The sequence below is a fragment of the Pseudomonas sp. RP-B7 genome, assembly GCF_059803535.1.
In genome coordinates this window covers 77,449-94,054 of the sequence record NZ_JAPFHC010000018.1, presented here as the reverse complement: position 1 = coordinate 94,054, position 16,606 = coordinate 77,449, and the positions used below count along the sequence as shown (strand labels likewise).

15 protein-coding genes are annotated in these 16,606 nt (G+C 61.6%); 9 read left to right on the top strand and 6 right to left on the bottom strand.

Annotated elements, in window-relative coordinates; translation table 11 throughout:
* The first annotated feature begins 205 nt into the window (after positions 1-205).
* A complete protein-coding gene (gene rpsT / locus OPU96_RS17685; protein ID WP_003171647.1) occupies positions 206-484 on the top strand; it encodes a 30S ribosomal protein S20 in 279 nt (92 codons plus the stop codon).
* Between the two features lie 315 nt (positions 485-799).
* Here the strand turns inward: rpsT and OPU96_RS17680 are convergent, their stop codons facing one another.
* The gene (locus OPU96_RS17680) at positions 800-1,285 is read right to left on the bottom strand and encodes an FKBP-type peptidyl-prolyl cis-trans isomerase (RefSeq protein WP_017737905.1); all 486 of its coding nucleotides are present in this window, start codon (positions 1,283-1,285) and stop codon (positions 800-802) included.
* Here OPU96_RS17680 and OPU96_RS17675 point away from each other — a divergent pair.
* The 3 genes from OPU96_RS17675 to yihG all read left to right on the top strand — a co-directional run bounded on the left by OPU96_RS17675 (position 1,284) and on the right by yihG (position 4,653).
* Positions 1,284-1,574 carry a DUF3565 domain-containing protein gene (locus tag OPU96_RS17675; protein ID WP_192297842.1) on the top strand — a complete coding sequence of 97 codons (291 nt, stop codon included), beginning with the start codon at positions 1,284-1,286 and terminating at the stop codon, positions 1,572-1,574. The two genes, OPU96_RS17680 and OPU96_RS17675, sit on opposite strands and share 2 nt — an antisense overlap.
* Positions 1,575-1,653: 79 nt before the next feature.
* On the top strand, positions 1,654-3,753 hold the full coding sequence (pta, locus tag OPU96_RS17670) for a phosphate acetyltransferase (protein WP_192297759.1): 2,100 nt from the start codon (positions 1,654-1,656) through the stop codon (positions 3,751-3,753).
* The gene (yihG, locus tag OPU96_RS17665) at positions 3,754-4,653 is read left to right on the top strand and encodes a 1-acylglycerol-3-phosphate O-acyltransferase, YihG family (RefSeq protein WP_498559424.1); all 900 of its coding nucleotides are present in this window, start codon (positions 3,754-3,756) and stop codon (positions 4,651-4,653) included. It abuts the gene before it with no gap.
* A gap of 115 nt (positions 4,654-4,768) precedes the next feature.
* Here the strand turns inward: yihG and cysN are convergent, their stop codons facing one another.
* From cysN to OPU96_RS17650, 3 genes are all read right to left on the bottom strand, one after another.
* The gene (cysN, locus tag OPU96_RS17660) at positions 4,769-6,667 is read right to left on the bottom strand and encodes a sulfate adenylyltransferase subunit CysN (RefSeq protein WP_498559423.1); all 1,899 of its coding nucleotides are present in this window, start codon (positions 6,665-6,667) and stop codon (positions 4,769-4,771) included.
* A gap of 13 nt (positions 6,668-6,680) precedes the next feature.
* Positions 6,681-7,598 (bottom strand): sulfate adenylyltransferase subunit CysD, encoded by a 918-nt coding sequence (gene cysD, locus OPU96_RS17655; RefSeq protein WP_017735179.1) that lies wholly within the window; start codon positions 7,596-7,598, stop codon positions 6,681-6,683.
* Between the two features lie 265 nt (positions 7,599-7,863).
* Positions 7,864-8,622 carry a Nif3-like dinuclear metal center hexameric protein gene (locus OPU96_RS17650; protein WP_192297762.1) on the bottom strand — a complete coding sequence of 253 codons (759 nt, stop codon included), beginning with the start codon at positions 8,620-8,622 and terminating at the stop codon, positions 7,864-7,866.
* Positions 8,623-8,724: 102 nt separating this feature from the next.
* Here OPU96_RS17650 and algW point away from each other — a divergent pair, with 102 nt between their 5' ends.
* Both algW and OPU96_RS17640 read left to right on the top strand, forming a co-directional pair.
* Entirely contained in the window at positions 8,725-9,879 is a 1,155-nt protein-coding gene (gene algW, locus OPU96_RS17645) for a Do family serine endopeptidase AlgW (protein ID WP_192297763.1), read from the top strand.
* 112 nt (positions 9,880-9,991) lie between these two features.
* A complete protein-coding gene (locus OPU96_RS17640) occupies positions 9,992-12,088 on the top strand; it encodes a TonB-dependent siderophore receptor (RefSeq protein WP_498559422.1) in 2,097 nt (698 codons plus the stop codon).
* Between the two features lie 122 nt (positions 12,089-12,210).
* Here the strand turns inward: OPU96_RS17640 and hemH are convergent, their stop codons facing one another.
* Complete coding sequence (gene hemH, locus OPU96_RS17635) at positions 12,211-13,236, bottom strand: ferrochelatase (protein ID WP_498559421.1); 1,026 nt, start codon at positions 13,234-13,236, stop codon at positions 12,211-12,213.
* A gap of 14 nt (positions 13,237-13,250) precedes the next feature.
* Positions 13,251-14,150 carry a TIGR01777 family oxidoreductase gene (locus OPU96_RS17630; RefSeq protein ID WP_498559420.1) on the bottom strand — a complete coding sequence of 300 codons (900 nt, stop codon included), beginning with the start codon at positions 14,148-14,150 and terminating at the stop codon, positions 13,251-13,253.
* A gap of 199 nt (positions 14,151-14,349) precedes the next feature.
* Between OPU96_RS17630 and OPU96_RS17625 the strand changes: the two genes are divergently transcribed.
* From OPU96_RS17625 to OPU96_RS17615, 3 genes are all read left to right on the top strand, one after another.
* Positions 14,350-15,336 (top strand): NAD(P)/FAD-dependent oxidoreductase, encoded by a 987-nt coding sequence (locus OPU96_RS17625; RefSeq protein WP_226456536.1) that lies wholly within the window; start codon positions 14,350-14,352, stop codon positions 15,334-15,336.
* Positions 15,333-15,548, top strand: coding sequence for a TIGR02450 family Trp-rich protein (locus OPU96_RS17620; protein WP_192297768.1), 216 nt, complete (start codon positions 15,333-15,335; stop codon positions 15,546-15,548). The genes OPU96_RS17625 and OPU96_RS17620 overlap by 4 nt, the downstream gene beginning before the upstream one ends.
* Positions 15,549-15,646: 98 nt before the next feature.
* Positions 15,647-16,606, top strand: coding sequence for a YbgA family protein (locus tag OPU96_RS17615; RefSeq protein WP_498559419.1), 960 nt, complete (start codon positions 15,647-15,649; stop codon positions 16,604-16,606).

Sequence of the window (16,606 nt, the reverse complement as noted above, 5' to 3'; positions counted from 1 at the left end):
TATGCGATACTGCGCGCCTGCAAAACAGCACAGAGCCAAAGCTCGCGAGTTTACAGGTCAAGCGCCGGAAATAAATCACCCGCCTCTTCAGATCGACCACTCAGCAGTTCGCATCAACCGCCCTTGACAACCAATCAACTCATCGGCATGATTCGCGGCCTATTTTGTTTGCTATTTCCTAAAAAGTCTTTCGAGGAGCTCGACGGTGGCCAACACACCTTCCGCCAAAAAACGTGCAAAACAGGCTGAGAAGCGTCGCAGCCACAACGCCAGCCTGCGTTCCATGGTTCGTACCTACATCAAGAATGTAGTTAAAGCCATCGACACCAAAGACGCTGAAAAAGCTCAAGCAGCTTACGTTCTGGCTGTGCCAGTTATCGACCGTATGGCCGATAAAGGCATCATCCACAAGAACAAGGCCGCTCGTCATAAGAGCCGTCTGAATGGCCACATCAAGGCTCTGAACGTCGCTGCAGCAGCCTAAGTGGTAACAACTGCCGCGTAACCCAGGTTACGCAACAGTTAAGAAATGCCCCGTACCGAAAGGTCCGGGGCATTTTTGTTTGCACCTGAAAATACTTGTAGTGAGCGGGCTTGCCCGCGCTGGGTGGCGAAGCCGCCCCAAACGGTCCGCCGCGGTGTTTCAGAGAGACCGAGGTGATTGGATTTGGGGCGGCTTCGCCACCCTGCGCGGGGCAAGCCCGCTCACTACAAAAGCCCGGCCGCCACAAAATACGGGCACAAAAAAAACGCCCCGAACAGGTCGGGGCGTTTTGCTAGCAGCTGATCAATACATCGATCAGTGCTGGTGACCGCCTTCACCGTGGACGTGGCCGTGAGCCACTTCTTCCTGGGAAGCGTCGCGGATGGCAACGATCTTCACTTGGAAGTTCAGGCGCTGGCCAGCCAGCGGGTGGTTGCCGTCAACGGTAACGTCGTCGCCGTCCAGATCACGGATGGTCACGATCTGCATTTGGCCGTCCGGCGCGGAAGCGTGGAACTGCATGCCCACTTCCAGCTCGTCAACGCCTTCGAACATGCTGCGGCTCAGGGTGCTGACCAGTTCGGCCGAGTACTCGCCATAAGCATCTTCAGGTTCTACGGCAACGGTCAGTTCGTCACCGACGCTCTTGCCTTCCAGAGCCTTTTCCAGGCCTGGGATGATGTTACCTGCGCCTTGCAGGTAGACCAGCGGCGCGCCGCCGGCGGAGCTGTCGATGACCTCACCAGCGTCGTTGGTCAGGGTATAGTCGATGGAGACAGCCTTGTTAGCGGCGATCGTCATGGGGCGAGACCTTTTGCATAAGAATGAAGAACGGACAAGTCTAAACAAGGATTTGCCCGAAAGCGAACACAACCCGGACAGACGGGGTCGCACACGCGACTCGACGGTCATCGGTTTTCATCTGGACGACGACCAACACTGGGTCGCCGAGCTCTCCTGCGGCCACACCCAGCACCTGCGCCACCAGCCGCCCTGGCAAACCCGCGCCTGGGTCCTGGACCCCGCGCAACGCCTGGAAAAAATAGGCCAGCCCTTTGCCTGCGGCTGGTGTGCGCAAGCACGCGAATAACGATAACCTTGGCACCTGATTCGCGGTAGACGCTCAGCCATAGAGCGCCACCCAAGCCATGCACCTCCAGAGAATCCGCATGCAGACTTTTTTTATCGCGCCCACCGATTTTGGTGTGGGTCTGACCTCCATCAGCCTTGGGCTGGTGCGTACCCTTGAGCGGGCCGGGCTGAAAGTCGGGTTCTTCAAGCCGATTGCCCAGCCGCACCCCGGCGACACCGGCCCCGAGCGCTCCACCGAACTGGTGGCACGCACCCACGGCCTCAAACCGCCACAACCCTTGGGCCTGGCCCATGTCGAGCGCATGCTCGGCGACGGCCAACTCGACGAGTTGCTCGAAGAAATCATCACCCTCTACCAGCAGGCCGCAGTCGGCAAGGACGTACTGATCGTCGAAGGCATGGTGCCGACCCGCAGCGCCAGCTATGCGGCGCGGGTCAACCTGCACCTGGCCAAGAGCCTGGATGCCGAAGTGATCCTGGTCTCGGCCCCGGAAAACGAAGTGCTCACCGAACTTTCCGGCCGCGTGGAATTGCAGGCCCAACTGTTCGGCGGCCCGAAAGACCCGAAAGTACTCGGCGTGATCCTCAACAAGGTGCGCACCGACGAAAGCATGGAAGCCTTCTCCGCCCGCCTGAAAGAACACTCACCGTTACTGCGCAGCGGCGACTTCCGCCTGCTCGGCTGCATTCCCTACCAACCGGAACTCAACGCCCCGCGCACTCGCGACGTGGCCGACCTGATGGGCGCACAGATCCTCAACGCCGGCGACTACGAAAGCCGGCGCATGACCAAGATCATCATCTGCGCGCGCACCATGCGTAACACCGTAGAACTGCTCAAGCCCGGCGTGCTGGTGGTGACTCCCGGCGACCGCGACGACATCATCCTCGCCGTCAGCCTGGCCGCGATCAACGGCGTGCCCCTGGCCGGCCTGCTGCTGACCAGCGACACCCTGCCCGACCCGCGCATCATGGATCTGTGCCGTGGCGCATTCCAGGCCGGGCTGCCCGTGTTGTCGGTGAGCACCGGTTCCTACGACACCGCCAACCAGCTCAATAGCCTCAACAAAGAAATCCCCATCGATGACCGCGAACGCGCGGAGATCATCACCGATTTCGTCGCCAGCCACCTTGATGCGCGCTGGCTGCACCAACGCTGCGGCACGCCACGGGAGATGCGCCTGTCGCCGGCGGTGTTCCGCTACCAACTGATCCAGCGCGCCCAGGCGGCCAACAAGCGCATCGTGCTGCCCGAAGGCAGTGAACCGCTGACCGTGCAGGCCGCCGCGATCTGCCAGGCCCGCGGGATTGCGCGCTGCGTGCTGCTGGCCAAACCGGCGGACGTGGAAGCCGTCGCCCGCGCCCAGGGCATCGAATTGCCCGAGGGCCTGGAGATCCTCGACCCGGACCTGATCCGCCAACGCTACGTCGAACCCATGGTGGCCCTGCGCAAGAGCAAGAGCCTCAATGCGCCGATGGCCGAGCAGCAACTGGAAGACACCGTGGTGATCGCCACCATGATGCTCGCGCTGGATGAAGTGGATGGCCTGGTCTCCGGCGTCATCCACTCCACCGCCAACACCATCCGCCCCGCCCTGCAACTGATCAAGACCGCGCCGGGCTGCACCCTGGTGTCGTCGGTGTTCTTCATGCTGTTCCCCGAGCAGGTGCTGGTGTACGGCGACTGCGTGATGAACCCGCACCCGAGTGCGGCGGAACTGGCGGAAATCGCCCTGCAAAGCGCCGACTCGGCCGCCGCGTTCGGGATTACGCCGCGCGTGGCGATGATCAGCTATTCCAGCGGTGATTCGGCCAGCGGTGAAGAAGTCGAAAAAGTCCGCGAAGCCACCCTGCTCGCCCACGAGCAGCAAAGCTCGCTGCTGATCGACGGCCCGCTACAGTACGACGCCGCCGCCAACGAAAACGTTGCGCGGCAATTGGCCCCCAACAGCCAGGTCGCCGGCAAGGCCACGGTGTTCGTGTTCCCTGATCTCAACACCGGCAACACCACCCACAAGGCCGTGCAACGCAGCGCCGACTGCGTGAGCCTGGGGCCGATGCTCCAGGGCCTGCGCAAGCCGGTCAACGACCTGCCACGTGGCGCCCAGGTGGACGACATCGTGTACACCATCGCACTGACTGCGATCCAAGCCGCCAACCGACCTATGGATATTTAAATGCTGGCTTTCCTACCTGCCGCCGTGCGCGGGGTGATCGCGTCGCTGTTGTTGGCGCTGAACACCATCCTGTTGTGTTCGTTCCTGTTTATCGTGGCCCTGTTCAAGGCGCTGCCGTTCGCCAAGCGTTTCAGCGAATGGCTGATGAACCACACCCACGAAGCCTGGGTCACCAACAACAAAGGCTGGATGAATCTGGTTCGTCGCACACGCTGGCACCTGAGCGGCCTGGAAGGCCTGGACTACCAGCACTCGTATTTGGTGACCAGCAACCACCAGAGCTGGGTCGACATCATGGTGTTGCAGTACGTGCTCAATCGGCGAATTCGCCCACTGAAGTTCTTCCTCAAGCAGGAGCTGATCTGGGTCCCGGTGATCGGCCTGGCATGGTGGGCCTTGGGCTTTCCGTTCATGAAACGCTACAGCAAGGCATACCTGGAGAAGCACCCGGAAAAGAAAGGCAAGGACCTGGAAACCACCCGCAAGACCTGTGCGAAGTTTCGCGACAACCCGGTGGGTATTTTCAACTTTGCTGAAGGCACGCGGTTTACCCCGGGCAAGCATGCGCAACAGAAATCGCCGTTCCGCTATCTGCTCAAGCCCAAGGCCGGTGGCATTGCGTTTGTGCTGGATGCGATGGGGGAGCAGTTGAAGTCATTGGTCAATGTGACCATTCACTACCCGGCCGGGCGCCCTGGTTATTGGGATTTGCTGTGCGGGAATGTGCAGGACGTTGTGGTGCAGTTTGAAGAGGTGCAGATCCCGGCCGCGTTCATTGGCAAGAATTATGAGCAGGACGGGGAGTACCGGACGGCCTTCCAGGGCTGGATCAACCAGCTATGGGAAGAAAAAGACCAACTGCTAGAAAAACTGCACACACAATTCCCAGGCAAACACTGATCAAAATGTGGGAGCGGGCTTGCTCGCTCCCACATTTGACCGAGTTGTTTTCAAGCCCTCCACAAAAAGCCCGCCACCGATGACTCGGTGGCGGGCTTTTTTGTAGCGACGATCTTTAGATCGCGCCGCGCTGACGCAACAGCTCCAGCACTTGCTTGACGCTCTCATCCACAGACAACGCCTGGGTGTCGATCACCAGATCGGCATTCAACGGCACGTCGTACGGGAAAGATTCGCCCGGGATGTTATCCCCACCGGCAGCGTACAGGCCTTGCGGATCACGCTCGGCGCACGCCAGCGGCGACGCTTGCACATAGACGGTCAACAAACGGTCGGCGCCGATCAGCGCCTTGGCCGCCTCACGCCCTTCGGCATCCGGCGCAACGAACGCAGCCAGGGTCAGCAGGCCGGCTTCGTTGAACTGACGCGCCACGTGAGCGGCACGACGCCAGTTCTCGGTGCGACCGGCACGGTCCTGCGGCAACCCCTTGTTCAGGTCGTGGCGCAGGTTCTGACCATCCAGTACAAACACTGCACGGCCCATGTCGAACAGCTTGCGCTCAACCGCATAGGCCAGGGTGCTCTTGCCCGCGCCCGACAGGCCGCTGAACAGCACGGTCGCCGGTTGCTGGCCAAAGCGCTGGGCGCGCTCTTCAGTCGCTACATGGGCCAGCTTGCCGTGCTGCGCCGAACTGCCGTGACTCACTGGCGGCGCGATGATCATGCCCGCGGCCACAGTGCCGTTGGTCAGGCGGTCGATGACGATGAACGCACCGGTGGTGCGGTTGCTGTCGTAACCGTCCAGGGCGATGGCGGCATCGAGGCTGACCTTGACCCGGCCGATCTCGTTCAGTTGCAGCGAACTCGCCGGGCCTTCGGCCAGGGTGTTCACGTCCACACGGTGCACGATGCTGGTGATGGAACCCGGCACGTAGCTGGTGGCGCGCTTGATGTCGTATTTCTTGCCCGGCAGCATCGGTTCTTCGGCCATCCACACCAGCATGGCGTCGAAGGCGTCGGTCACTTGCGGCACGTTGTCGGCATGCACCAGCAGGTCGCCACGGGAGATGTCGATCTCGTCTTCCATGGTCAGGGTCACGGCCTGGCCTGGGCCTGCGTGTTCCAGTTCACCTTCAAAGGTGACGATGGATTTGACGCGGCTGCTCTTGCCCGACGGCAGCACCACGACTTCGTCGCCCTTGTGCACGATGCCGCTGGCCAGGGTGCCGGCGAAACCGCGGAAATTCAGGTTCGGACGGTTGACGTACTGCACCGGGAAACGCAGGTCGGTGTAGTTGCGGTCGTTGGCGATCTCGACGGTCTCGAGGATCTCCATCAGCGACTGCCCGGTGTACCAAGGCGAACGCTCGCTCTTGTTCACCAGGTTGTCGCCCTTGAGCGCCGACATCGGCACGAACGCCATGGTGCTCGGCTTGAACGCGATACCTTCGGCGAACTTCAGGTAATCGGCCTTGATCGACTCGAACACGCTTTGGTCAAAGCCATTGATGTCCATCTTGTTGACGGCAATCACGATGTGCTTGATGCCCAGCAGCGAAGCGATATAGCTGTGGCGACGGGTCTGGGTCTGCACGCCGTAGCGGGCGTCGATCAGGATGATCGCCAGGTCACAGGTGGACGCGCCGGTGGCCATGTTGCGGGTGTACTGCTCATGGCCAGGGGTGTCGGCAATGATGAATTTGCGCTTGGCGGTGGAGAAGTAGCGGTAGGCCACATCGATGGTGATGCCCTGCTCACGCTCGGCCTGCAGGCCGTCGACCAGCAGCGCCAGGTCGATGTCGTCGCCGGTGGTGCCGACTTTCTTCGAATCGCGGGTGATGGCTTCCAGGTGATCTTCGTAGATCATCTTGGAGTCGTGCAGCAGGCGCCCGATCAGGGTGCTCTTGCCGTCATCGACGTTGCCGCAGGTCAGGAAGCGCAACATTTCCTTGCGCTCGTGCTGGCCCAGGTAGGCGAGGATGTCCTCGCTGATCAAATCAGATTGATGCGACATTGGTGACAACCCCTTAGAAATAACCCTGACGTTTTTTGTCTTCCATCGAGCCTGCGCCATCGTGGTCGATGACACGGCCCTGGCGCTCGGAAGTTCGCGTCAGGAGCATTTCCTGAATGATGTCCGTCAGCGTCTCGGCTTCGGACTCCACCGCGCCCGTCAACGGGTAGCAGCCAAGGGTACGGAAACGTACTTTCTTTTTGACGATTCGGGCTTTGTCTTCGTCGGACAAGTGCTCGAGGATGCGGTCATCGTCGATCATGATCAACGTGCCGTTCTTCTCGATCACTTCACGCTCGGCGGCGAAGTACAGCGGCACGATCGGGATGCCTTCCAGGTAGATGTACTGCCAGATGTCCAGCTCGGTCCAGTTGGACAGCGGGAACACACGGATCGACTCACCCTTGTTGACGTTGCCGTTGTAGACGTTCCACAGCTCGGGCCGCTGGTTCTTCGGGTCCCAGCGGTGCTTGCTGTCGCGGAACGAGTACACGCGCTCTTTGGCACGGGATTTCTCTTCATCGCGACGGGCACCGCCGAACGCGGCGTCGAAACCATGCTTGTCCAGGGCTTGCTTGAGGCCCTCGGTCTTCATGATGTCGGTGTGCTTGGCGCTACCGTGGGTGAACGGGTTGATGCCCTGCGCCACGCCGTCCGGGTTGACGTGGGTGATCAACTCCAGGCCCAGCTCCTCGACCATCTTGTCGCGGAACTTGTACATCTCCTGGAATTTCCACTGGGTGTCGACGTGCATCACCGGGAACGGCAGCTTGCCCGGGAAGAATGCCTTGCGTGCCAGATGCAGCATCACGGCGGAGTCTTTACCGATCGAGTAGAGCATCACCGGGTTATCGAACTCGGCGGCGACCTCGCGGATGATGTGGATGCTTTCCGCCTCCAGCTGTTTCAGATGCGTCAGTTTGTCGACCATGGTTACTCACGGAAAAACGATCTTGTGGACGGCCAGCGGGCCGTGTTCGAGCGGGGCATGCTAGCACAGCACCTTCTTCTAATCAGGGAGCGGACTAGATCGAAACGGTATATGAATATGCCCCCAGGTTTGGCTCATCACCCACTACGAACACGGGACAGGTGGGAGCTGGCTTGCCTGCGATGCAGACACCTCGGTGTATCAGTTGCACCTCGATGATGCTATCGCAGGCAAGCCAGCTCTCACATTTGTTCGGCGGTATTTGTCAGATCGGGTTCGGGCAATCGATAAACAGGTGCTCCAGCGCAAACCGCCGCGCCAGGTAATCCCCCAACGCTTGCACACCGTAACGCTCGGTGGCGTGATGGCCGGCGGCGATGAAGCTGATGTCGTTTTCCCGCGCACTGTGGAAGGTCTGCTCGGAGGCTTCGCCACTGAGGAACAGGTCCACGCCGGCCGCGATCCCATGGTCGATGTAACCCTGGCCACCCCCCGTGCACCAACCGACGCGACGGATCATTTCGCTGCCTTCGATCAGCAGCGGCTCACGGCCCATGACTTCCTGCACACGGCGGGCAAAGTCGCGGGGCGACAGCGGTTCGGCGAGGGAGCCGACCAGGCCGACGACCTTGGCGTCGCTTGGGTCCAGCGGGCCTTCGACGGTGATGTCCAATTGCCGGGCAAGTTGCACGTTGTTGCCGACATCGGGATGCAGGTCCAGCGGCAGGTGATAGGCCAGCAGACTGATATCGTGCTTGAGCAGGGTTTTCAGGCGCCGCTGCTTCATGCCGGTAATACAGGGGTTCTCGCCTTTCCAGAAATAACCGTGGTGCACCAGCACCAGGTCGGCCCCGGCCTCGACGGCCGCGTCCAGCAGGGCCTGGCTGGCGGTCACACCGCTGACGATGCGCATCACCTGCGGGCGCCCCTCGACTTGCAGGCCATTGGGGCAATAATCGGCAATTTTGGAGCTGTTCAGGTAGCGGTCAGCTTCGTCGACTAATGTGCTCAGGGCAACGGCCATAAAAGACTCCTAAATATCCCGTTCGAAGGCACTCACAGCCTCGTATAATGCGCGCCATTATGGGCGCTCTCCCGCCCCCTGCAACCTGTCAGGACTTACTTGATGCTCAAGGCACTGCGTTTTTTTGGATGGCCATTGTTGGCTGGCGTGCTGATCGCGATGCTGATCATTCAGCGTTATCCCCAATGGGTGGGCCTGCCCAGCCTGGATGTGAACATGCAACAGGCACCGCAAACCAGCGCGGTGGTGCAAGGCCCGGTGACCTATGCGGACGCGGTCGTCATCGCCGCGCCGGCGGTGGTCAACCTGTACACCACCAAGGTCATCAACAAACCGTCGCACCCGTTGTTTGAAGACCCGCAGTTTCGCCGCTATTTCGGCGACAACGGGCCCAAGCAACGCCGCATGGAATCCAGCCTGGGTTCCGGCGTGATCATGAGCCCGGAGGGCTACATCCTCACCAACAACCATGTGACCACCGGCGCCGACCAGATCGTGGTGGCCCTGCGTGACGGCCGCGAAACCCTGGCCCGCGTGGTCGGCAGCGACCCGGAAACCGACCTCGCCGTGTTGAAGATCGACCTCAAGAACCTGCCCTCCATCACCCTCGGCCGCTCCGACGGCCTGCGTGTAGGTGACGTGGCGCTGGCCATCGGCAACCCGTTCGGCGTGGGCCAAACGGTGACCATGGGCATCATCAGTGCCACTGGGCGCAATCAGTTGGGCCTGAACAGCTACGAGGACTTCATCCAGACCGACGCGGCGATCAACCCGGGCAACTCCGGCGGTGCGCTGGTGGATGCCAATGGCAATCTGACCGGTATCAACACGGCGATTTTCTCCAAGTCCGGCGGCTCCCAGGGCATCGGCTTTGCGATCCCGGTGAAGCTGGCGACAGAAGTGATGAAGTCGATCATCGAGCACGGCCAGGTGATCCGCGGCTGGCTGGGCATTGAAGTACAGCCGCTGACCAAGGACCTGGCCGAATCGTTTGGCCTGACCGGGCGGCCGGGCATCGTGGTCGCCGGGATCTTCCGTGACGGCCCGGCACAGAAAGCCGGCCTGCAACTGGGCGACGTGATCCTCAGCATCGACGGCGAACCGGCCGGCGATGGCCGCAAGTCGATGAACCAAGTGGCGCGGATCAAACCGACCGACAAGGTGACGATCCTGGTGATGCGCAACGGCAAGGAAATCAAGCTCTCAGCGGAAATCGGCCTGCGCCCACCACCGGCGCCGGTGAAAGAAGAGGAATAAACGCCCTCGGCGAGGTGCCTGTTCGCGGGCACCTGAAAGCTCATATTTCATAGCGATTCATTCTCATTAGGCATGTTATATTGTTTCAATATCGACATTGGAACGCTCTATCATGCCGTCTCGAAGAATTGCCCCCCTGGCTGGCCTGGCCTTGGGTCTATTGCTTGATCCCGCCTTCGCCGAAGACAACACCCTGGAACTCGATGCCATCAGCGTCACCCCCGACGCTTACGAGTCCGCCACAGGCCCGGTCAACGGCTACCGCGCTACCCGTTCGGCCAGCGCGACCAAAACCGACACCGCCCTTCGCGACATCCCACAATCCATCAGCGTGATTCCGGCCACGGTGCTCAAAGACCTGGGCAGCACCAACGTCGAGCGCGCCCTGGAATTTGCCGGCGGCGTGTCCAAGCAGAACAACTTCGGCGGCCTGACGCTCTACGAATACAGCGTGCGCGGCTTCACCACGTCCGAGTTCTACCAGGACGGCTTCAGCGCCAACCGTGGCTACCCGAGCACCCCGGACACGGCCAATATCGAACGCATCGAAGTGCTCAAGGGCCCCGCCGCCAGCCTGTACGGGCGCGGCGATCCCGGCGGCACCGTGAATATCGTCACCAAAAAGCCCCAGCCTGAAGCCTTCACCACCCTGCAAACCAGCGCCGGCAGCTGGGACCGCTACCGCACCGCCCTGGACATCAACACGCCGCTGGACAGCGAAGGCCACGTGCTGTCACGGGTCAACCTGGCAGTGGAGGACAACCACAGCTTCCGCGATCACGTGCAGAGCAAGCGCGTATTCGTCGCCCCTTCGTTCAGTTGGCAGTTGGACCCGGATACCACGCTGCTCGTCGAAAGCGAATTCGTGCGCCACAGCTCCACCTTCGACCGCGGCATCGTCGCCGCCCCCGGCGTATCTCGCTCAACCTTCCTCGGCGAACCCAACGACGGCGACATCGACAACCACAACAATCGCATCCAGGCCGCCCTCGAACATCACCTCAACGACGCCTGGAGCCTGCGCCTGGCCAGCCATTACAAACAGGGCAGCCTGTGGGGCGACGCCTCGGAAAACCGCGCACTGAATGCCGATGGCCACACCCTCAACCGCCGCTACCGCGAACGCTCCATGGGCTGGCACGACAGCATCACCCAACTGGAACTGCGCGGCCTGTTCGACATCGGCAGTTGGCAACACGAACTGCTGGTCGGCACCGAATACGAGGACTACCGCAAGAACGAACGGGTCACCGCCATCGCCGGCAGCCCCTACGCCATCGACCTCTACAACCCGGTCTACGGCCAGACAAAACCCAACGGCACACGCAGCGGCACCGACTTCTTCGAACAGACCAAAAGCCACGCGCTGAACCTGCAAGACCAGATCGTCTTCACCGAGCGCCTGCGCGGCATGGTCGGCGCACGTTTCGAGCATTTCGAGCAACGCATCGACGATTTCACCCGCAACGCGCCGCCGGGCAAGCAGACCCACGACGCCCTCACCCAGCGCGCCGGCCTGCTCTACCAGCTCACGCCAGAAGTCGGCGTGTTCGCCAACGCCTCCACCTCGTTCAAACCCAACAGCGGCTTGGACGCCAACAGCAAAGGCTTCAAGCCGGAAGAAGGCGTGGGCTACGAAGTGGGGATCAAGAGCGAGCTGTTCGACGACCGCCTCAGCGCCACCCTCGCCGCCTTCCATATCGAGAAGGAAAACGTGCTCACCCTCGACCCGGCCACCAACCTCAACCGCGCCATGGGCAAGGCGCGCAGCCAGGGCTTTGACCTGCAGCTGACCGGGCAAGTGACGGACGCCGTACGGGTGATCGGGGCCTTTGCCTACATCGATGCCCAAGTCACCAAAGGCGACACAGCCATTCCCGCCGGCAGCCGCATCCTTGGCGTGGCCAAGCGCAGCGCCAGCCTGTTGGGCGTGTATGAATTCCAGGACGGCGCCTTGCGTGGATCAGACCTGGGGGCGGCGTTTACTTATGTGGGGGATCGTTCCGGTGAGGCGGGCACGGGCTTTGAGCTGCCGGCGTATCACACGGTGGATGTGTTGGCGCATTACAAGGCCACAGAGAATGTCACCGTAGGACTGAACCTCAATAACCTGTTTGATGAGAAGTACTACGAGCGGTCTTACAGCAACTATTGGGTCAACCCGGGTGAACCGCGCAATCTCACGGTCAGCCTGACCCTCAATCTGTAACGCGGTAAAAACTGTGGGAGCGGGCTTGCTCGCGAATGCGGTATGTCAGTCACTTATTATTTGACTGATCCACCGCATTCGCGAGCAAGCCCGCTCCCACATTTAGACTGCGCCAGGTTCAGTTACAGCTCAACGGGTGCTTTTTCACACAAGGTATTCAACGCCTTCGCCCACTGCGGATCATCATTCAGGCACGGCACCAGCACCAACTCCTCGCCCCCCGCCTCGCGGAACTGCTCCAGCCCGCGATCACCAATCTCCTCCAGCGTCTCAATGCAGTCGGCCACGAACGCCGGGCACATCACCAGCAGCTTCTTCACGCCTTGCCGGGCCAGGCTTTCCAGACGGGCTTCGGTATAGGGTTCGATCCACTTGGCGCGGCCCAGGCGCGATTGGAACGCCACCGACCACTTGCCTTCGGGCAACCCCATGCGTGCGGCAAAGTCACGGGCAACGCTGAAGCACTGCGCGCGATAGCAGGTCTTGAGCACCTCGGCAGACGCGTTCTTGCAACAGTCGGCATCCTTGAAGCAATGCTGGCCGGTAGGGTCGAGCTTGGTCAGGTGGCGCTCAGGCAAGCCATGGAAACTCAGCAGCAGGTGGTCGTAATCCTGCTCCACGTACGGCCGCGCGCTGGCGACCAGGGCGTCGAGATATTCGGGCTGGTCGTAAAACGGTTGCAGAATCGAGAATTTCACGTCGAGTTTGTGGTCGCGCACCACACGCCTGGCTTCCTCGATCACCGTGGTCACGGTGCTGTCGGCAAACTGCGGATACAACGGCGCCAGCGTGACCTTGCGGATGCCCTGGCCGGCGAGGCGGGTCAGCACGCTTTCAATCGACGGCTCGCCGTAGCGCATCGCCAATTCCACCGGGCCTTGGCTCCATTGCGCAGTCATTTGTTGTTGCAGGCGGCGGCTGAGCACCACCAGCGGCGAGCCTTCGCCCCACCAGATCGAAGCGTAGGCGTGGGCCGACTGCTCGGGGCGCTTGATCAGGATCAGCGACACCAACAAGCGCCGCACCGGCCACGGCAGGTCGATCACGTAGGGGTCCATCAAAAACTGATTGAGGTAGCTGCGCACATCGGCCACCGAGGTGGACGCCGGTGAGCCCAGGTTGACCAGTAACAACGCGTGATCCGTCATGCAACATCCTATCTTTAGAGGCGGCTGGACAAGTCATCCAGGGCCGCGCGCAACTCAGTGAACTGAAAAGTGAAACCGGCCGCCAGCAACCGCTCCGGAACGGCCTTCTGCCCGCCCAACAGCAACCCGGACAACTCGCCCAACCCGACCTTCAACGCAAAAGCCGGCATCGGCATGAACGCCGGGCGATGCAGCACCTGGCCCAGGGTCTTGGCGAACTCGCGGTTACGCACCGGGTGTGGCGCGCACGCATTATAAGGACCGCTGGCGTCGGCGTTGTGCAGAAGAAAATCAATCAGGCCGATTTGATCCTTGATATGCACCCACGGCATCCACTGCCGACCATTGCCGATCGGCCCGCCCAGCGCCAGCTTGAACGGCAGCAACAGGCGCGACAAAAAGCCGCCCTCGGCCGCCAGTACCAGGCCCGTGCGCACCAGCACCACGCGTATGCCCAGGGCTTCGGCGCGCTGCGCAGTTTCTTCCCAGGCGATGCACAGTTGGCTGGGGAAATCGTCCTGCACCGGGCCGCTGGCTTCGCTCAACTCACGCTCGCCGCCGTCGCCGTACCAGCCCACGGCGGAACCGGAGATCAGCACCGCCGGTTTTTGCGCCAGCTCATCGAGCCACGCCAGCAGGGTTTCGGTCAGGCCGACCCGGCTGTTCCACAACAACGTCTTGCGCTTGTGGGTCCAAGGGCGATCCGCGACGGGCGCACCGGCGAGGTTAATGACCGCGTCCACCGGGCCGATAACCTGTTGTAGGCGGCCGACTCCCGACACCTGAGCGCCGCAGACCTTGGCAACCTGTTCCGGGTGACGGCTCCACACGGTCAGGCGATGGCCCTGGGCAAGCCAGTGTTGGCAGAGTTGGCGGCCGATCAAACCCGTACCGCCGGTCAGCAAAATATGCATGGGACACTCCTCATGTAACGTTCGCCGCCGATCACTGGTCTATTTTATAGGCAGGGATCATTTGCAATCGGGCGTAGCCTCAACGTTAACCATAGGCCACGCCGTAAGAACAGGCACGCCAAAACTTATACCAAAAAACAATATTGTACAGCTATTGGTGTCGGCGTAGTCTGTACCCAAAGGTAAAACGAGGCCTCCCATGACTGTTCCCATCGCGATCATCGGCACCGGCATTGCCGGTCTCTCCGCCGCCCAAGCGTTACGAGACGCGGGGCACGTTGTACAACTCTTCGATAAAAGCCGCGGCAGCGGTGGCCGCATGTCCAGCAAGCGCAGCGATGCCGGCTCACTGGACATGGGCGCGCAATACTTCACCGCCCGCGATCGGCGCTTCGTCAACGAAGTGCAACGCTGGCAAAGCAACGGTTGGGCCGAGCAGTGGAAACCCCAGCTGTACAACTTCAAGTCCGGCCAACTCACACCCTCCCCCGATGAACAGGTGCGCTGGGTCGGCACGCCGCGCATGAGCGCGATCACCCGCGCCTTGCTCGATGACTTGCCGGTGCAATTCGGTTGCCGCATCACCGAAGTGTTCCAGGGCACACAGCACTGGAACCTGCTGGATGCCGACGGCGGCAGCCACGGCCCGTTCAGCCACGTGGTCATCGCCACGCCCGCGCCCCAGGCCACCGCCCTGCTCGCCGCCGCGCCGAAACTGGCCAGCGCCGCCGCCGGGGTGAAGATGGACCCGACCTGGGCCATCGCCCTGGCTTTCGACAAACCCCTGGATACACCGATGGAAGGCTGCTTCGTCCAAGACAGCCCCCTTGACTGGCTGGCGCGCAACCGCAGCAAACCAGGGCGTGACGCCAGCCAGGACACCTGGGTGCTGCACGCCACCAGCGCATGGAGCCGGGCGCACCTGGACCTGGCCAAGGAAGCGGTGATCGAACACCTGCACGGCGCCTTCGCCGAACTGCTGCACAGCGCCATGCCTGCGCCGTCGTTCAGCCTGGCGCACCGCTGGCTCTACGCACGACCGTCGAGCAGCCACGAGTTCGGCGTGCTGGCCGACGCCGACCTGGGCCTGTATGTGTGCGGTGACTGGTGCTTGTCCGGCCGCGTGGAAGGCGCCTGGCTCAGCGGCCAGGAAGCGGCGCGACGCTTGATCGAGCACCTGCAATGAACCGCATCAACCCCGCCAAGTTGCTGCTGTCGAAGTGGACAGCAGCCCAGCCTCGCCACAAAGAAAAACACTTCCTCGTCACCGAGCTGTTTCGCGACGAGGAAGGCACCGTGCTGGAAATCGAACTGCAAGCCGTGCTGACCCGCCGAGCCGAGCGCCTGGCGTGGCAAACCCTGCAAAACGCCGAGGACTGGAAGATCGGCTGGAAATAACCTGTACAAAAAGTTTGACTTGTACAGCTTCGAACCTATGATGAGATTTAGTTGTACAAGAATATTATCTTGTACAGGAATCTTGCCGGGGTTCGCGTATGTCCAGCACCACCAGACCCAAGATCGCCATCAGCGCCTGTCTGCTCGGCGAAAACGTGCGCTTCAACGGCGGGCATAAACAATCCCTGCTGTGCAGCCACACCCTCGCCGACTACTTCGACTTCGTGCCACTGTGCCCCGAAGTCGCCATCGGCCTGGGCATCCCCCGTGAACCGATCCGCCTGGTGGGCGACCCGGCCCATCCGCAAGCCGTCGGCACGGTGCACCGCGAACTCAACGTCACCCAGCCGCTGAACGACTACGGCCAACAGATGGCGCTGGAACACACCGACCTGTGCGGTTACATCTTCATGCAGAAATCCCCGTCGTGCGGCCTGGAGCGGGTCAAGGTCTACCGCGCCAACGGCACCCCGGTGGACGGCGGTGGGCGCGGCATCTACGCCCAGGCGTTCTGCTCACGCCATCCCAACCTGCCAGTGGAAGAAGACGGTCGGCTGAATGACCCGGTGCTGCGGGAAAACTTCCTGACCCGCGTGTTCGTCTACGCCAGCTGGCAACAGCTGCTGGCCGACGGCCTGACCCGCCACCGCCTGCTAGCCTTTCACTCGCGCTACAAATACCTGCTGATGGCCCATAGCCCGGCGCACTACAAACGCCTCGGCCACTTGCTCGGCAGCATGGGTAAAAGCACGCAACTGGAAGAATTGTCCGCCTGCTATTTCAGCGACCTGATGACCGGCCTGAGCCAGTGCGCCACCCGTGGCACCCACAGCAACGTGCTGCAACACATCAGCGGGCATCTGAAGCAGGCGATCAGCGCCGACGACAAACAGGAAATGCAAACCGTCATCGGCCAATACCGCCACGGCATCGTGCCGCTGGTAGTGCCGCTGACCCTGCTCAAGCATCACTTTCGCCAACATCCGGACCGCTACATCGCGCAGCAGGCCTACCTGCAGCCGCACCCGGAAAACCTCAGCCTGCGTAATGCGATCTAA

What these genes read in the sequence shown, in the direction of transcription:
- OPU96_RS17675 (WP_192297842.1), top strand. Translation starts at nt 1,284, where the DNA reads ATGGGGCGAGACCTTTTGCATAAGAATGAAGAACGGACAAGTCTAAAC.
- OPU96_RS17680 (WP_017737905.1), bottom strand. Translation starts at nt 1,285, where the DNA reads ATGACGATCGCCGCTAACAAGGCTGTCTCCATCGACTATACCCTGACC.
- pta (WP_192297759.1), top strand. Translation starts at nt 1,654, where the DNA reads ATGCAGACTTTTTTTATCGCGCCCACCGATTTTGGTGTGGGTCTGACC.
- yihG (WP_498559424.1), top strand. Translation starts at nt 3,754, where the DNA reads ATGCTGGCTTTCCTACCTGCCGCCGTGCGCGGGGTGATCGCGTCGCTG.
- cysN (WP_498559423.1), bottom strand. Translation starts at nt 6,667, where the DNA reads ATGTCGCATCAATCTGATTTGATCAGCGAGGACATCCTCGCCTACCTG.
- cysD (WP_017735179.1), bottom strand. Translation starts at nt 7,598, where the DNA reads ATGGTCGACAAACTGACGCATCTGAAACAGCTGGAGGCGGAAAGCATC.
- OPU96_RS17650 (WP_192297762.1), bottom strand. Translation starts at nt 8,622, where the DNA reads ATGGCCGTTGCCCTGAGCACATTAGTCGACGAAGCTGACCGCTACCTG.
- algW (WP_192297763.1), top strand. Translation starts at nt 8,725, where the DNA reads ATGCTCAAGGCACTGCGTTTTTTTGGATGGCCATTGTTGGCTGGCGTG.
- OPU96_RS17640 (WP_498559422.1), top strand. Translation starts at nt 9,992, where the DNA reads ATGCCGTCTCGAAGAATTGCCCCCCTGGCTGGCCTGGCCTTGGGTCTA.
- hemH (WP_498559421.1), bottom strand. Translation starts at nt 13,236, where the DNA reads ATGACGGATCACGCGTTGTTACTGGTCAACCTGGGCTCACCGGCGTCC.
- OPU96_RS17630 (WP_498559420.1), bottom strand. Translation starts at nt 14,150, where the DNA reads ATGCATATTTTGCTGACCGGCGGTACGGGTTTGATCGGCCGCCAACTC.
- OPU96_RS17625 (WP_226456536.1), top strand. Translation starts at nt 14,350, where the DNA reads ATGACTGTTCCCATCGCGATCATCGGCACCGGCATTGCCGGTCTCTCC.
- OPU96_RS17620 (WP_192297768.1), top strand. Translation starts at nt 15,333, where the DNA reads ATGAACCGCATCAACCCCGCCAAGTTGCTGCTGTCGAAGTGGACAGCA.
- OPU96_RS17615 (WP_498559419.1), top strand. Translation starts at nt 15,647, where the DNA reads ATGTCCAGCACCACCAGACCCAAGATCGCCATCAGCGCCTGTCTGCTC.